The organism is Brevundimonas sp. (genome assembly GCF_041648055.1).
Classification (GTDB): domain Bacteria; phylum Pseudomonadota; class Alphaproteobacteria; order Caulobacterales; family Caulobacteraceae; genus Brevundimonas.
This window is the reverse complement of record NZ_JBAZPS010000016.1, coordinates 1-14818: the sequence shown is the minus strand read 5'-3', so window position 1 is coordinate 14818 and position 14818 is coordinate 1. Positions and strand designations below refer to the sequence as shown.

At 66.5% G+C, this 14818-nt stretch carries 14 protein-coding genes; 2 read left to right on the top strand and 12 right to left on the bottom strand.

All coding sequences use genetic code 11. The annotated features are described in order from the left end of the window. Positions 1 to 13: 13 nt before the first annotated feature. The 3 genes from WC585_RS16705 to WC585_RS16695 form a co-directional block, all read right to left on the bottom strand. The gene (locus tag WC585_RS16705) at positions 14 to 2947 is read right to left on the bottom strand and encodes a TonB-dependent receptor domain-containing protein (protein WP_373259107.1); all 2934 of its coding nucleotides are present in this window, start codon (positions 2945 to 2947) and stop codon (positions 14 to 16) included. Between the two features lie 80 nt (positions 2948 to 3027). Further along, entirely contained in the window at positions 3028 to 3993 is a 966-nt protein-coding gene (locus tag WC585_RS16700; RefSeq protein WP_373259105.1) for a FecR domain-containing protein, read from the bottom strand. A gap of 13 nt (positions 3994 to 4006) precedes the next feature. Then, positions 4007 to 4510, bottom strand: a complete 504-nt coding sequence (locus WC585_RS16695) for an RNA polymerase sigma factor (protein WP_373259103.1) — start codon at positions 4508 to 4510, stop codon at positions 4007 to 4009. 111 nt (positions 4511 to 4621) lie between these two features. On the opposite strand from WC585_RS16695, the gene WC585_RS16690 reads away from it, so the two are divergent. Together WC585_RS16690 and WC585_RS16685 are read left to right on the top strand one after the other, a co-directional pair. Further along, complete coding sequence (locus tag WC585_RS16690; RefSeq protein ID WP_373259102.1) at positions 4622 to 4879, top strand: helix-turn-helix domain-containing protein; 258 nt, start codon at positions 4622 to 4624, stop codon at positions 4877 to 4879. 49 nt (positions 4880 to 4928) lie between these two features. Beyond that, the gene (locus tag WC585_RS16685) at positions 4929 to 5141 is read left to right on the top strand and encodes a helix-turn-helix domain-containing protein (RefSeq protein WP_373259100.1); all 213 of its coding nucleotides are present in this window, start codon (positions 4929 to 4931) and stop codon (positions 5139 to 5141) included. 24 nt (positions 5142 to 5165) lie between these two features. On the opposite strand, the gene WC585_RS16680 is transcribed toward WC585_RS16685, so the two are convergent. From WC585_RS16680 to WC585_RS16640, 9 genes are all read right to left on the bottom strand, one after another. After that, positions 5166 to 6407: a DUF3363 domain-containing protein gene (locus WC585_RS16680; protein WP_373259099.1), complete on the bottom strand. Its 1242-nt coding sequence runs from the start codon at positions 6405 to 6407 to the stop codon at positions 5166 to 5168. A gap of 310 nt (positions 6408 to 6717) precedes the next feature. Then, entirely contained in the window at positions 6718 to 7527 is an 810-nt protein-coding gene (locus WC585_RS16675) for a DUF2493 domain-containing protein (RefSeq protein WP_373259098.1), read from the bottom strand. 434 nt (positions 7528 to 7961) lie between these two features. Beyond that, a complete protein-coding gene (locus tag WC585_RS16670) occupies positions 7962 to 8453 on the bottom strand; it encodes a GcrA family cell cycle regulator (protein WP_373259096.1) in 492 nt (163 codons plus the stop codon). A gap of 118 nt (positions 8454 to 8571) precedes the next feature. After that, the gene (locus WC585_RS16665) at positions 8572 to 8985 is read right to left on the bottom strand and encodes a single-stranded DNA-binding protein (protein ID WP_373259095.1); all 414 of its coding nucleotides are present in this window, start codon (positions 8983 to 8985) and stop codon (positions 8572 to 8574) included. Between the two features lie 40 nt (positions 8986 to 9025). Next, positions 9026 to 9409: a hypothetical protein gene (locus tag WC585_RS16660; RefSeq protein WP_373259093.1), complete on the bottom strand. Its 384-nt coding sequence runs from the start codon at positions 9407 to 9409 to the stop codon at positions 9026 to 9028. A 124-nt stretch (positions 9410 to 9533) separates the two neighbouring features. After that, a complete protein-coding gene (locus tag WC585_RS16655; RefSeq protein WP_373259091.1) occupies positions 9534 to 11615 on the bottom strand; it encodes a ParB N-terminal domain-containing protein in 2082 nt (693 codons plus the stop codon). Positions 11616 to 11666: 51 nt separating this feature from the next. Further along, a complete protein-coding gene (locus WC585_RS16650; RefSeq protein WP_373259089.1) occupies positions 11667 to 12584 on the bottom strand; it encodes a toprim domain-containing protein in 918 nt (305 codons plus the stop codon). A 3-nt stretch (positions 12585 to 12587) separates the two neighbouring features. Then, the gene (gene radC / locus WC585_RS16645; RefSeq protein ID WP_373259087.1) at positions 12588 to 13193 is read right to left on the bottom strand and encodes a DNA repair protein RadC; all 606 of its coding nucleotides are present in this window, start codon (positions 13191 to 13193) and stop codon (positions 12588 to 12590) included. 418 nt (positions 13194 to 13611) lie between these two features. Then, positions 13612 to 14586: a hypothetical protein gene (locus tag WC585_RS16640; RefSeq protein ID WP_373259085.1), complete on the bottom strand. Its 975-nt coding sequence runs from the start codon at positions 14584 to 14586 to the stop codon at positions 13612 to 13614. Between the last annotated feature and the right edge of the window lie 232 nt (positions 14587 to 14818).

Below are 14818 nucleotides of genomic sequence, written 5' to 3'. Positions count from 1 at the left end.
GCATGACTGGGCCTCACCAGCGCCGGGTGAGTTGAAGCGAGACGACGCGGCCGAGAAGGCTCGCCTGTCCGGGATCGAACCCGTAGCCCCCCGGTCCATCATAGAAGGGCGGATCCTCGTCGAAGAGGTTCTCGACGCCCAACGTCACCCTCAGGCCGGGAGCCGCGATCCGGTCGAGCGACAGGTTGAACTGGGCGTCGACCGTGTTCCACGCGTCGATCACAGCCCCCAGTCGATCCCTGTAGTCGTCGACATGGGTCAGATGAACGGCTGCATCGAAGTCACCCTGCGCCCAGCGCGCGCCTGCGCGTGCCCTCAGCCGGGCGGGATAGCCGATCAGTCCGACCACCGGGACGACGGGCGCGGTCGGTGTGGCCCGCGTGTCGTAATCGAGAATGTAGGACGCCGACCCGTCCAGGGTCAGACGTCCGCTGCCAGCCGGGACGGTGTAGCTCCCCGAGGCGTCCAGCCCCCTCACCCGCACACTGCCGGCGTTGACGAAACGGATGTCCACGATGGCCGCATAGGTATTGAGTGGATAGAGGCTGGAGAACCCCGGAAGGGTCGAATAGCCCTGCACCAGGGCCAGATCGGCCGGATTGGTCGCCGGGCTGATGAACCTCACGAAATCGGTCAGGGTGGGATCCGTCAGCGCGCCATTGATATTGGCGTTGACCGGCTGGGCGATCCGGTCCTCGAACCGCGTGTCGAAATAGTTGAGGCTGAAGGCCGCTCCCCTGCCCCGCCTGTAATCGACGCCGACGGTCAGCGTCTCCGAGGTTTCAGGCCTGAGATCCGGATTGCCGCCGATCAGGAAGAGGGACAGGGCCCGACTTCCGTCGGCACGATTGAGGAAGGCGGCGGATGCCCCGGCGGAATCGAACAGTTGCGGCAGGGCTCCCGCCCGGAAGGACGTGCCCCAGCTGGCCCGGACACCCAACCCCTCCAGGGGCGACCAGATCACACCGAACTTGGGGTTGGTCGTCGTCCCGAAGTCGCTGTAGTCCTCGTACCGGCCCGCGATCGACACCTCCAGCGAGCGGAGACCCGGTCGCGCATTGTCCGGCCCCACAATCGGGATCCGCGCCTCCGCAAACACCGCGCCGATCGACCGCTCGCGTTCCGGCGTCACGAAGCGCAAGGGCGTCGCTGCGCTCAGGAAGCTCAGTCCGCGTGTCTCGAAGCTCTCCCTGCGGGCCTGTGCGCCGACCGCCAGAGCGATGTCGCCGCCCGGCAGCGTCCACAGCGGACCCTGGGCCAGAAGATTGGCCGAGGTCGCCCGGCTGCGGTTGTGGGCCTCGCTGCGTCCCTGGCGAATGAAGTCCAGAACGGCCCGACCGTTGGCCGTACCGTCGCCGAAGAGATTGAAATAGCCATCGACCGCCGCGCGGTAGGGCGTGTTGGGATCGTCGGGGATGTTGCCGAGCGCCTCGGCGAGAAACCGGGTGTTGACCCGGTTGCCATTGCCGAAGTCCGCTCGTTCCTCTGCCCCCGTGACATAGCCTTCCAGCAACCACTGTGCGGGCAGATCATAGGTCGCGCCCAGGGTCACGCCGAGACTGTCGGAGCCCGCATAGCTGCGTGCCGGTCCCAGCTCCGGCACGAAGGAATAGCCGATGGTGTGCGAGGCGGCCCCGGTCGGCGAGACGAAGAAGGGGTTGGCGCGCGTGACGTTGAAGACGCCGGCATTGTTGAACGCCGCGATCTCGCTGGTGCGGTTGTTGTAGCGGACGTCGGCCGTCAGCTCGAGATTGTCGCCGATCGACTGGGTAAACCGGCCATAGAGGCTGTGCCGCTCGACCGAGGGCAGAAGGTCGGACTGCTGGTTGATCGACTGGAGGTTCGCCGCCCCGGCCACGAAGTCTGCGGCGGTCTGTGCCGTGCCGCTCGGGTTTGGCCGGATCGCAAAAAGCGAGACATAGCTGGCCGTGGCCGCATCGAACGACACGATGTTTCCGGGTGCCGAATAGAACACCCTGCGGTCGGTCCCACCGTAGGGACGCAGGTCGCCGTCCGCCGTATAGGGCCGGTCCAGGGAGCTCAGTCCGTTCGACGTCTGGTATTCGTAGGACAGATAGGCCGCCCCTGTCGCCCAGCTCTGCCCCATCAGATGTGAGGCCGTGACCGATTCCGCACCTCCCTCTGCCGCAGACACCCGTACGCGGCTTTCCTGACCGTCGAAGCGCCGGCGCATGATCACATTGACCACGCCCGCGATGGCATCCGCGCCGTAAAGGGCGGAGGCTCCGTCCAGAAGCACATCGACCCGCTCCACAGCCGACGAGGGCAGCGCCGAGATGTCGGCGAACTCTGCCCGCGATCCCGTGCCCGCGAACCGCCGCCCGTTCACCAGGGTGAGGGTCGAGGCCGGCCCCAGACCGCGCAGGTTCACGCCCGTGGCGTAGACATTGTTGGAGGCCCCCGTATCGGTCGCCGCCGCCTGCACCAGCGGCGTGGCCGACCCCGCATAGTTCTGCGGGATATCCACCAGCACCTCGGCAACACTGCCCAGGCCCCGTCGATCGAGCGCATCCCGGTCCAGCCTGATCACCGGCGAGGCGATGTCCCCCGCCGACCGGAGCAGCGTACCGGTCACCACCACCTCGTCCAGTTCGGTGATCGGCTGGTCTGACGCGAGCTCGATCCGCCGGAGCACGATGACGCCAGGGCGTCGTTCACCCCACGTCAGCCCCGACCCTGCCAGCAACCGGTCGAGGGCGTCCGACGGAGCGTACCGCCCCCGCAGTCCATCGGTACGAAGACCCGCGACCAGCGAACTCAAAAAGAAGATCTGCTGGTCGGATTGCGCGGCATACACATTCAGCGCATCGCCCAGAGGCCCGGGGGCAATGTCGAACTGCCGCGCCTCCTGCGCGCAGGCATTCGAGCTCGCAGCGGCGACGCAGACAATCAGTGCGCTGCAGGTCAGCAGATTCAGGCGTTTCATTTGGCAGACCCCTCCCGACGCGAACCTGCGTCAAAGGGTAGATCGCCAAACCGGCCTCTAACCCCGGAGCCCGTGCTCAATTATTTCTCGGCCGACAGACGGACCGCGCCATCGCGACCTTCCGAGACCTGCAACCCAAGCGTCTCCGAAGCCGCGAGCACGAACGCGTCCCTGTCGCCCGTCCTGAAGATGCCATTGACCGCCTCCCGCTCCAGACCGGGTGCGTCCAGAATGACGGGGTCGGTCAGATACCGGTTCACTTCCGCGACCGCGTCCACCAGGGCCGTGTTCCGAAAGACCATCCGTCCCTCGGCCCAGCTCGTCGCCGCCGCGACGTCGACACCCGAGACCCTGAGCGGGCCCTTCCCGGCCAGCAGGCGCTGTCCGGGATCGAGTCGGGCGCGCTGCCCCTCCCCCGCCCTCACAACATCGACGGCGCCTGACACGAGGGTGACCTCTGTGCTGTCGCCCCTGCGCCGGACGTCGAACAGCGTCCCCAGGGCGGTCACCTGCGTCTGCCCGGCCTCGACCACAAAGGGTCGCCCGGCATCATGCTGCACGTCGAACAGGGCCTGCCCCCGCTCGAGCTCGATCAGGCGCCTGCTTCCGGAGAATCTGACCCGCACACGTGTGTCGGTGTCCAGCCGCACCGATGATCCGTCCGCCAGCTGCACCGAGCGCTGCTCGCCAATCGCCGTGGCGTAGACACTGCGTCCGTCCAGCCAGACCCAGCCGCCAGCTGCCACCAGCGTCATGGTGGCCAGAACGCCGAGACCCAGGATTACTCGCCGTGGCGCGCCCGTGCGCTTGCCGGTGCGCGACAGGACGGCATTCACCTCATCCGCCAGGACCGGATCGCTCGCCAGCGACGCGGTGGACGCCCAGACCTGCTCGACCCTGCGATAGGCGTCCGCGTTCTCGGCCACCTTGCGCCATTCGAAAAAGGCTTCGACGGTCTCCGCGCTCACGCGCGGTTCGCCGAGCCGCTTGTGCCAGGCGGCCGCCTCGACCTCCGCGGTCGTCACCCGTCTGGTCGGGCTCGTCATGACGCCACCACCGCTAGGACCGAAGCTGGGCGGCGCAATATGCCAGGGCCTTTGTCATCCGCCATTCAACCGTTTTCGGGCTGATGCCCAGCTGCTCCGCGATCTGCGCATTGGACAGACCACCAACCCTGTTTAGCACAAAAACATCGCGCAGGGGTTGCGGTAAGCTCATCACGATCTGGCGGGCCAGCAGAGTCTCGTCCTGGCTTGATTCCTCGACGCCCCAGGCCGCCAGATCGACCTCATGCTCCCCCCTGTCCTCCAGGCGACCGCGGCCGATCCGCGACTGAAGCGCGACGTTGGACGCCACCTTCAACAGATACGCCTTCGGCGCTCTCATTTTGCCCGTCTCGGACAGACGGGACACGCGCAGCCAGGTGTCCTGGATGAAGTCTTCGGCTTCCTGGGCGCCGTAGCGCCGAACCAGGCACTTGCGCAGCCAGACAGCGTAGCGTCGGTGCAGCTGGTCAAGCCAGACCCGACGCTCCTCGCTCGTTCCCTCCAGGCTGTCAGTCACGCCGGCTGTCCTGCCTTCTAAACAAATCAGTGGACTGCAAAGCCTACATGGAACAGCCATTAGTTACTATAGTGACTGGTCTGCGATGGCCATTTCCATGCGCCTATCGCGATGGACTTGAAGAAAATTTATGGCGCGGTTGTTCGGCGTGAACGCGTGGCCAAAGGAGTGTCGATCGAAGCACTGGCCCACGACGCCGGGCTGTCTTACAGCTATTTCGACTCTATGGAGCTTGGCAAAAGAAACCCCTCACTTCGGGTTATCTTCGCCGTGGCTGATGCACTGGGTGTCGAAGCGGATCAGATGGTGCGCGAAGTCGCCCAACAGCTAGCGGCACAACCTGACGAAAAGGCATCAGCCCGTCGTTAAGTCACTATAGTAACTGGTCCAAATCGGCTTGGTCAGTGCGTCTGCTGACATGGGCCTCGCGGCAAACTTTGCAGCAAATCTTCGGAGAGTTAGGCTCGCCAGGGGTCTCACTCTGGAGGCCCTCGCACTCGAAGTCGGGCTGTCGTACAGCTACGTAGGCGAGCTTGAGCGAGGCCGGCGAAATCCCACTCTGAAAGTGGTTGAGCGTATTGCATCGGTCCTGAAAACAGACGCTGCCGCTATGCTGTCGCGAAAATCTTAGTAGCGATTCCACAGGCGCCAAGGATCATCTGCTCATGTCCTGCCCCCGCCCCACGGATATCTGAGCCAACCCGTTCTGCTGCAGCGTCAGCAGGACCACGGAGCCCATGCCCGGCAAAACGCTACCCGCGCGGAGCCGCGCGAAATGCTCCGCACCGGTCTGATCCCGCACCATGACCCATGGTGAAGCCCCCATCTCATCGTGATGCCCGGCCTTCACCACGGCACCACGAACAGCCCCATTACCCACAAGCTGGACGCTACGCCCCGCCTCCAGCCTGCGCTGGTTCAGCGTCCTGATGATGTCGCCTCTCGCCTGAAGCGTTCGAAGCTTCATTTCCAGATCAGGATCCAGCCTGAACCGCTTCCCCACGCGTTCGGCCACGCCCAGCGCTTCCAGATGACGTAGCCGCCCACGCGTCAGAGCCGCCCACGCGTCGTGACCGCCGACCCCGTCCGTCACCAGGCCGTCCGCGTCCACGGCAGCGAGCAAGCGTCTGTCGAACCCCGTGAAGCGGTTCGCCTCCGTTTCCTTCCAGACCCTTTTCTCCGCGTCGATCCGGGACAGATCTCCAAGCCGCTCCTGGGCAACCTCCTGAGCCCGCGCGCGGAACCCGTAGCCGATGTAATCGCGGGGGATGACCAGGTCGCGACCATCGCTGCGTTTGCCGCGAACGATGACGTGAGCATGCGGCTGATCGGTGTCGAAATGGCAGACACCAACCCATCTCAGCTCGGGTTCGCTGAGGTCCGCCCCCACGCGGCTCATCACCTCCCGCGTGAAGCCCCTGAGATCAGCGATGCGATCCCCATGTTCGGGTGAGATGATGAAGCGGAAGTGGTGTCGATCTCGGCGCCAACCGCGGGTCTCCTCAGCCGGCTCCAGAGCCTCCGCCCGCCCGTTGAAATACTCAGGCCGCGCGCCCTCGACACCCGCTCCGCTCCGCCCGAGATAGGCGAGGTGTTTGGCCAGCGCACCGGCACCAGCAGATCCTTTGCCGCCGTGTCTGCAGACCAGAGCCTTGACGATCACACGCTGCCGGACGTCCAGGCGGAACACACGTCCTGACCGGTTCTGGGCTGCGCGCAAAACCCCGGCGCGATCGCCGAGGGCGAAGTTTCGCGAGCTCGCCAGACGCCTCAGCAATCCGTTCCGTACCGGGATCCGGTCGCGCTTGAGCGACTGTGGCAGACGAAGGTTCAGCCCTTCCGGATCGGCCACCTCGCCACCAGGCATCCGGTCGTGGATTGCATCGCGGACAAGCACATCCCCTCTCCCCAGAGATCAGTCCCTGGCCTGGAAACACGCCAAGTCAGGACAAGTCGGGCACTGGCCCTCACTGGCCAGTCAAGCCTCGGGAAGGATAAGAAAAAAGCAGCATCGCCAGAACCCTCTTTTATCTTGCCCTCCCACCCCTTTTCGAGATTTCCCGCTGCCTTCCGCCACACGTCGCCTACCTCCGCAAACATCCGCCGACATCGCCTCAGCCTCGATCGTCCGGGGCCAGCCGTTTCCGTTCGACATGAAAAAACCCGCCCGGCCGAAGCCGAGCGGGTCGCTTTCGCACGTCTCTGGATCAGGCAGCTCTCGCCCGGATCGGTAGGTGCCGAAGCCCGGCCTCGACCGCCTTCTGCCCCAGGTTCATCGCCGGTCCGAACGGCCGATCGTGCCCCGCCCGTGTCGCATCCAGTGACTTAACCAGGGTGAGGCAGCAGGTCGGCTCAAGCGCCAGCAGTTCATCGTTGGCCCGGAAGGGAGCCGCCTTTCCATGGGTGTCGAAGTCCGCTCGCGCGAGCACCAGCTTGACCCCCTTCTGCCGGGACCATTTGATCGCCAGCTTCTCCGCTCCCTTGGCCCCGGTCGTCGCCAGGGCCATGTCCGGCCACGCCTTCAGCGCCCAGTTGAGTGCATCGAATATCCGGCCCGCATCTTCCGGACTGTCGGCTGTCGGCGCGCCTCTGAAGGCGACGACCGGACCGCCCGGATGACTGCTCCCGGTACGCTCTTCCCTGATCGCCCGGATCGCCAGCCTGGCCTCGATCTGTGCTGCGCTGAGGAAGGTACCTCGCCGGCTCCCCCGCCACGCCGTCCAAACCTCTCCCGAAGCCACCGTCCAGGTCTCGGACGCCGCTTCCCGGATCATCTCCACGGCCTGCATGGCTGCGTCGCCCGAGCGCGCTCTTGCGGTTGCCTCCTGCAGTTCGACATCGGCCGCTTCCGACCCGTCGAAGTCCCGGTCCAGGACGCGCATCCTGTCCCGGGCCTTGTCCGCATCCCGCTCGATCCGTCCCGCTGCCGAATGGAAGGCTCCGATCAGCGCCTCGGCCAGGATCGTCTGAACGTCCTCCAGCGCCGTGTCCGTGACCGCGTCCAGCAGCTCGGTCATGAGCGCTCGTCCCAGGTGGACCAGAGCGTCCTGCGGTGGAAGCTCGCAGGCTCCGTCGGTGAAGGCCGAAAAGCTCTCGGCGAAGGCGTGAGGGTGAGGCGAAGAAGAAGAAGCTGAGTTTTGCATCGAACCATTTCCTGATGTGAAATGTCGAAAGCGCCCCATGCGCAACGACCCCGATCTTCGCCACGTCGGGGCCCCGGCAGTCACCGAAACGGCCCGCCTCTTGCGGGCCGTGGAGGGGAACGGCGCAGCCGTTGACTTCCGGGGTGACGTGACGAAATCGGAGGGCGTTGTGTGGGGGTATGTGACCGACCCCTTCGGTCGGTCACGCCACTCGGCGCCGCGCGCCGATCGGACTGCCGGACATCCTCGGGACGCCCAGACCGGCGGCCTCGCCGCCGCCCACGATCGATAGACGCCGCATGAAGGCGTCAGCCTTCCCGCAAAACTGCCAGGGCGAACAGACTGGTCAGCCGACGTTTCTGATAGCCGATCGCCGCATGGGAGTCGCAATAGGCACCGCGGCTGATGGCCCGTCCGCAAACGGGCAGGCCGCCATGGCCGGGATCGCCGATGGGCCACCGGCATTGACCACGGCGCACCGACCCGAGGGTCGCCAGCGGCACCACCTCTGCGCCAATCTTCGCGGCAGACGTAACCTGTGCCCGAAGCACCGGGCCGGTCGGCCTGACGACCCCCTTCGGTGTCTTTCGCACCGCATGTGCCATCGTCCGTTTCGGCCGCGCGGTCTTCGGTCTCACCGACTGCGTCCGCACGATCCCGAGCCTGTGCAGCTTGCCCAGCACGGCGCTTCGCGTCACGCCGGGTCCAATGCGCCTGGCGATCGCCTCGGCGCTCACGCCCTCCAGCCAGAGTGTCCTCATCGTCTCGACCCTTTCCGTCGTCCATTTCACCGTGGTCATCGCCGGTCTCCCATCGAACCCGATCGGTCCACCCGGGGACCGCCCTTCCTCCTCCCTCCGACACGGAAAAGGCCCGGCGCTTCCGCACCGGGCCTCCTCGGGCTGTCGTCCTGTTCGCCTAGAAAGGGATGTCGTCGGCGGTGTCGTATTGTGCCGGCGGCTCGTTCACCGTCTGGCCGTCTCCGGACCCGTCCGCCGCGTCGCGCCGGTTCTTGAGGCGGATGTCGCCGACCACCAGGCGCAGGTCGTAGTGCTCGACGCCGTCCTTCCCGGTCCAGGTGTCGTTCTCGACATGGCCCTGGATGACCACCCGCGTGCCCTTCTTCGCAAAGGGCTCGATGTATTTCTCGGTCGTCGCCTCGTTGAAGCAGACGCAGTTGAAGCCCGTGGTGCGTTCACCCGCCGTACCATCGGCCCGGCGGAAGCGGGTGGTCTCGAGCACGCGGAAGGTGGCGCGCTTTCGGCCGCTTCCCTGGGCCGAGAGGATGGAAGGCGCGGCCACGAGGAAGCCGTCGAGGGTGAGGGTCTGCATGTTCAGTCTCCTTGCAAATGATGATGGGGGATCGCCGCCGTCAGGCGGCCCTGGCCTTCCGCGTCGGCCTGGCCTGCTCCACGCTTTCGGCCTGCGGCTGGATCTCGGCCTGCTCGACCCAGTCGAGCACCGTCAGCCGGTCGACCACCAGCTCCTTGGCCATACGCTCCGTGCCGTCGGCGGCGGTGTAGCCGTTGTCGACAAAGGCCCCGGTGACGACCACCTCGCCGCCCTGCGCCATACCCCGTGCGATGACCTTCTCGTTCAGGCCCTTCGCCCAGCTGATGCAGTTGACGCCGACGAGGCGGTCCTTGCCGCCGAGGTCAGTCCCCCGCTTCTCGAGCAGACGGAACACCGCCTTGTCGAAATCGGCGCTGATCTGTGGCGCGGCCGCCAGCCGTCCCGTGAACACCATGGTCTGCATTGTCAGTCTCCTTGGTCAGGAGGTCGCCGGAAGACCCTTCTTCCCGTCACGCCTCACCCTCCCCCCTCCCTTCCTCCCGAACGTCCGGACGCGGCCTTCGCCGCGCCCGGCTCCGTCCCCTCGGTCAGGCCCGCGACCGCTGAAGCTCGGCCTCGCCGGCCGGCGTCACCACGAACACGCCCGCCCCGTCGTCGGTCCCATCTGCGGCGGAAGACCCGCTGACGCCTCCATCCACGTCCGCCTCCGGGTCGGCGTCCGGACCGTCGTCGGCGAGCAGCGACGACCAGTCGAGCCCCTCTGGGGCCCAACGCTTCCGGGCGGCCTCGGCCTCAACCCTGGTCACAAGCTCGCTCTTCCTGAGCTTGGTCGCCGAGGGATCGGGCGAGCCCATCGCGGACAGCATCCCGACCAGCTCCGTCTTGCCGTGCGCCTGCAGGAAGGTCGCGTCCGGCGTCCAGTGCTCCGTGATGTCTGCCCCGCACAGGACGGCGAGCTCCGCCGCCGCAGCGCGCGCCGGAGTCCTGAGACTGGTGGTGCGCGCCTCGCGGACATCGACGGTCACCGCCACGAGCTCGGCGAGCAGCCGCGCGCGATCCTCAGCGTCCAGCCCATGGATCCAGGCGGCGACCGTCAGCCCGGAGGCATCCCAGGCGAGCCGCCGTTCCTCCAGGCGTGCGTGGACCGCGCCATCGAGCGCTTCGATCATGCGACCGCCGACCGGCTGGAACGGCTTGAGGACCATGCCAAGCACGCCGTCCTCGGGCGACCGGTGCATGCCGAGTACCAGGCTGGTGAACAACCGCGCGAGCATGGCGGTCATGGCGATGTCGGGACGGTCGGCCAGCGCACGGGCAAGGGCCCGCGTCGCCACCTCGGTCCGCAGGGCGTGGAGGGCGTGCCCGACGCCCTCCACGTCCGGCCTCGGCACCGGCAGGACCGGAGATCGCATCGGCGGGCGGCTGAAATGCCTGACCGGCTCAGGCTCGCCTTCGTCATCGTCCTCCGCGGCGATCTCCGGTTCGATGGGCGTCCAGCATTCGACGTCGACCCCGGTCCGGCTCGACGGTGTCAGCACGAGGACAGTGACCACGCGGCCGCCGATCGCAGCCTGGTCGCGTGCGACGCGGGCCCTGATCAGTGCCTCGAGCTGTCCAAACACGTCGTCTGACGTCGGGGCATCACCGACCTCGTCAACCGTCCTGCTGTGGACCTCGCGCGCCTCGCGCCAGGCGAGCGCCTGCTCGGCGGAAAGACCGGCTCCGTAGCTCCAGCCCACAGCCTCCAGGCCTTCCGGACATTCCGGCGCTTCCCCAGCCGACACGTGGACGGCGAACCCCAGCGCCTCGAACGTTTCGGCCACGGGCCGGACGCGTTCGATCCAGGCGCGAGTCAGCACCTCGGGATCGAGCAGGACGGGCGGTCGCTCGCCGAACAGGTCTGGCTCAAGCCGGCCGCCCAAAGCGGCGTAGCGCTCGGGTTCGACAAGGCGACAGCGCGGATCATTGGCCGTGACCCGGTCTTGGTCGAGACTTTCGTGCAGCCGCCATTCCTGGAACCCGTGCCCCTCCAGGGCCGCCTCGGCGAGTTCCTTCTGCTCCTTGCGATTGGTCAGGCGCGCCAGCAGTTTCGCCTGTTTCAGCGTGAGCCGGCCGATCTTCAGCGCCTCCAGCGCCTGGGCCGGGAGCGCCGACAGCGCTGCCAGCCGCCGGATCTCGATCTCTGCATAGCCGAGCGCGGCGGAAATCTCGGAAATGCCCAGCCTGGCCTTGAGCATGCGGCCGATAGCGGCGATGACGTCGGCGAGATGGACCGGTGCCGCGGTGTTGGTCAGCACGGCCGCCGCCGCCTGCCGCGCCCGATCCGTCTCGACGAAGATCCGGACCTGATGGTCGTCGGCGATGTCGCCGGCATCGCGAAGCAGGCGTAGCGCCAGCAGGCGGCGTCGCCCGTCGAGCAGCATCCAGGGCGCTTCGCCTTTCCGGCCGGGACGGGCCGTCGGCCACTGCAACAGCCCCGCCGCCTTGATCGTTGCGGCCAGCTGCGGAACCTGGTCGTCGGCGGGCTCGCCGGCGCGCAGGTTTTCCGGCGCGATATCGAGGTCGCCCAGACGGGCGATGATCTCTCGCCGCCCCGTCGAGGACGTGGCGCGGGCGCCCGGATCGGTCGTCTGATGATCCGGGCGGCGCGCCCTGGCTTTTCTGGTCATGGTGAGGTTCCCACCGGCCATGGGGCCTATCCCCACACCCGCCGGCATCCCTCACCGCCCTTCCTCCTCACTCCGCTCCGCCACGGCCACATCATTCCAGTCGCCGTAACCTGGCGGCGGAAGGGCAATCTCGGCGCTGACACCCTGCGACAGCAATCGATCCTGCAGCACGCCCGCCGCGGTTTCCCCGGCTGCCCCCCGATCCGCAGCGATCACGACATGACGGACCGTGGTCGGGGCGGACCACGTCGCCAGGTTGCGCGCGGACAGGAGCGCCCAGCCCGGCAGTCCGAATCGCCGCGATGCCGAAAGGGTCGTCATCACCCCTTCGCCGACCAGAAGTCGATGTCCGGCGTGATGGAGCCGTACGGCGGATGCTGCGGGAAGCAGGCCCACGGTCTTGCGAGGGAGCCGAAGATCCTGGGCCACGTGGCCGTTGAGGCGCAGGTAGACGATCTCGACGGCCGTCAGCTCACCACGCGCGCCACAGACCCGGGCGACGAGCGCCGGACGGCACCGCGTCGAGTCTCCGAAGACGGACACGGGCGCTCCCGGATGATGGCGCAGAGCGTCCGGCGTCATCCCACCCACGCAACCGACCCGCGAGACCAGATGCCGGAAGGATGCGCTGGCCGGCGTCAGTGGGCCGGCTTCATCCCAGAGCGCCCGCGCCGCCGACAGGCGTCGTAACCCGTCGGGCCGCAGCGAAGACGTCCGCGTCGCCAGCGCGCCTGATCCGGAACCGATGACCCGGCCCGAGCAGTCGATGAGTCCCAGGTCGCGAAGATGCAGGCTGATTTCGCGCCAGTCCGTCGAGCCGAAGGCGTGAATGATGAGCCTGTCGCCCGACAGCAGCAGGGAGACAGACCGGTCGTGCTCGCTATGGCCGGGCGCGCGAACCGTCGCCCGCTGCCCGGCCGCCCATATCTCGCCGCCAAGGGCCTCCACGATCGCACGCAGGTCCCCCATGGCTCAGATTAGCCCCATTGACTTGAAACTGGCCGTGCCCTCCCGCCCGACAATCACGTGGTCGTGGACAACGATGTTGAAGACCCGCGCGGCATCGATGACCTTGCGGGTCATCTCGATGTCGGCGGTCGAGGGAGATGGATCACCTGATGGATGATTGTGGACCAGGATCATCGAAGAGGCGTTGAGCTCCAGCGCCCTGCGAACCACCTCACGGGGATAGACTGGCGCGTGATCGACGCTGCCGTCGGCCACCCATTCTTCCCGGATCAGGCAGTTGCGTCTGTCCAGGTAAAGCGCCCTGAATTGCTCGCGGGGCTGATGGGCGAGCGCCGTCCGGACGTAGGCAAGCAATTGGCTCCAGGATGAAATCACCGGGCGCCTGCAGGCCTCTTCCCGTATGGCGCGGGTGAAGAGTGTGCGCAGCTGCTCCAGCTGCTGGACGACCTGCGGGGCGACCCCAGTCCGCTGAAGCTCGCCGGCTTCCGCGTTCAGGATCGTGCCAAGGTCACCGAAGCGTTCGACGAGGGCGATCGCGGCCGGGTCATCGGCGCGCCGGCCACACGACAGGACAAGCGCAAGAAGTGTGGTGTCGCGCTCGGTCTCCAACGGTGTGCCAGGGTGTGGGTTGGTCGGCACGAGAGCCAGGGCGGATCGGCGTTCGGACGGCATGGCAGGTCTCCAGCGCTCCCGATCGGAGCAACCGCCACAGCCCTTCCTTTCTCCTTCCCTACGCGGCTCGAGCGACATCGCTCGTCTGTCCGAGACGGCGTCCGATTCGAACCATGCTGCGGTCGACCGCCACCACGCACGCGATCTTCAGCGGTGTTCAAAACATTCTTGAGGACATTCGGAACGTCTGCTCGCCGGTCGAAGCCGGGGTGTCTGGTTCTGAACCGGGAGTCCGTGTCCGCTTTCGACCGCTTGCAGACGTTGAACGGGTCCGATGTCGGGCGAGGGATCGAATGTGAGCTTTCAGCCTGGCAGGCAATGACTGATCGCGAGTCTTAGCGGCTGTTCCTGGACTTCAGCCCAGCGGTACAGCGCGGCGGACTTGAGACAGGCTACCGGCGAATGGCGGGAGCGGGACGCCGTCGCAGACTTGGATGATCATCTGATGGCTCACCGTGCCCGGCTGCAGAGGCACGACTGGCTCGATAGGCGTGTCTCGCATCGCGGCCATGTCGCGATAGACGCGGCCACGCAGGACCTGTGTGGTCCGGGCGGTGCAGTCTATCGAATAGAGGCTAGCCCCGAGATCGAAAGCGCCGGCAGGACCGTTCGCGACCCCGCGCAGGACAGCAACTACCCACATCTCATGACGACCGCCCTCTGCTGGCCTCGAAAGGCTGCGGTAGAACGCGGCATTCGGTGCGTCTGGAGCAAGAAGATAGAGGGGCTCAAGCGGGCTCATGTATTGCTCCTCCCAAACCGTTCGCGGCGCGCTTGGAGCTGTCGAAAGTGAGGCGACGGGAGAGGTAGGGAGAGGTGCCGACGCTGTGCGCCCTCGCAATGCAGCCAGCATGGACTCCCTACTGGTCGAGATCTGAGAGCCGGGGAGCGCCGCGCGGTTGCAGATCACCATCCCGGCGGCCTGTGGCGGCGTATCACTGCTGATGGGCTTAGGTCCTTCAGGGACGTTGGCGATGTGCTCGCCAACCTCAGTCGTGATCACATGACTGGTGACCGTTGTCGTCTGCGCCGCGCAGTTCAGCCTAACGGTATAGTAGGACCAGCGCGCCTCTCGCCCCGCGATTTGAATCGGGGCGCTGGTACGGCTGATGACTTCAATGGTCGAGGGAATCGACCCTGCCGGCGGTTCCCGCCATCCGAACCCGCCTCCGTTCGCTGCGAAATAGACCCAGCGCTCCTGGTTCGTAACCGCAGCGGCTGTCTCTGGACCACCAGCTTCCAGCATTGCACCGGTCGTCGAGGTGGGATGATCCGCAATCGGCCCGAAGGCATAAAGCGCCAAAGCCAACTTAAGCGTCACAAAATTCATTGCTGCCCTCCCAATCAGGAACCTGGAGTTTAATCTGGGCATCAAGCAAGGCTACCCCGGTTCTACCAGTGGCCTACTCCAAGGGTTTGCGGTCGGGTGCGCGACGTCCGCTTCCCATCTGTGGACGCCCCCTTCAGCGCAAGAGTGAATCCGGGAGTTTTGACACGTAGTCGGATGCTGCCATCTGTCCGGCCTGTTGTGCGGCGGCGAACCGTCGCTGGCCTGTATGGGA

What these genes read in the sequence shown, in the direction of transcription:
- WC585_RS16705 (WP_373259107.1), bottom strand. Translation starts at nt 2,947, where the DNA reads ATGAAACGCCTGAATCTGCTGACCTGCAGCGCACTGATTGTCTGCGTC.
- WC585_RS16700 (WP_373259105.1), bottom strand. Translation starts at nt 3,993, where the DNA reads ATGACGAGCCCGACCAGACGGGTGACGACCGCGGAGGTCGAGGCGGCC.
- WC585_RS16690 (WP_373259102.1), top strand. Translation starts at nt 4,622, where the DNA reads ATGGACTTGAAGAAAATTTATGGCGCGGTTGTTCGGCGTGAACGCGTG.
- WC585_RS16685 (WP_373259100.1), top strand. Translation starts at nt 4,929, where the DNA reads ATGGGCCTCGCGGCAAACTTTGCAGCAAATCTTCGGAGAGTTAGGCTC.
- WC585_RS16675 (WP_373259098.1), bottom strand. Translation starts at nt 7,527, where the DNA reads ATGACCGAGCTGCTGGACGCGGTCACGGACACGGCGCTGGAGGACGTT.
- WC585_RS16670 (WP_373259096.1), bottom strand. Translation starts at nt 8,453, where the DNA reads ATGACCACGGTGAAATGGACGACGGAAAGGGTCGAGACGATGAGGACA.
- WC585_RS16665 (WP_373259095.1), bottom strand. Translation starts at nt 8,985, where the DNA reads ATGCAGACCCTCACCCTCGACGGCTTCCTCGTGGCCGCGCCTTCCATC.
- WC585_RS16660 (WP_373259093.1), bottom strand. Translation starts at nt 9,409, where the DNA reads ATGCAGACCATGGTGTTCACGGGACGGCTGGCGGCCGCGCCACAGATC.
- WC585_RS16655 (WP_373259091.1), bottom strand. Translation starts at nt 11,615, where the DNA reads ATGACCAGAAAAGCCAGGGCGCGCCGCCCGGATCATCAGACGACCGAT.
- WC585_RS16650 (WP_373259089.1), bottom strand. Translation starts at nt 12,584, where the DNA reads ATGGGGGACCTGCGTGCGATCGTGGAGGCCCTTGGCGGCGAGATATGG.
- WC585_RS16640 (WP_373259085.1), bottom strand. Translation starts at nt 14,586, where the DNA reads ATGAATTTTGTGACGCTTAAGTTGGCTTTGGCGCTTTATGCCTTCGGG.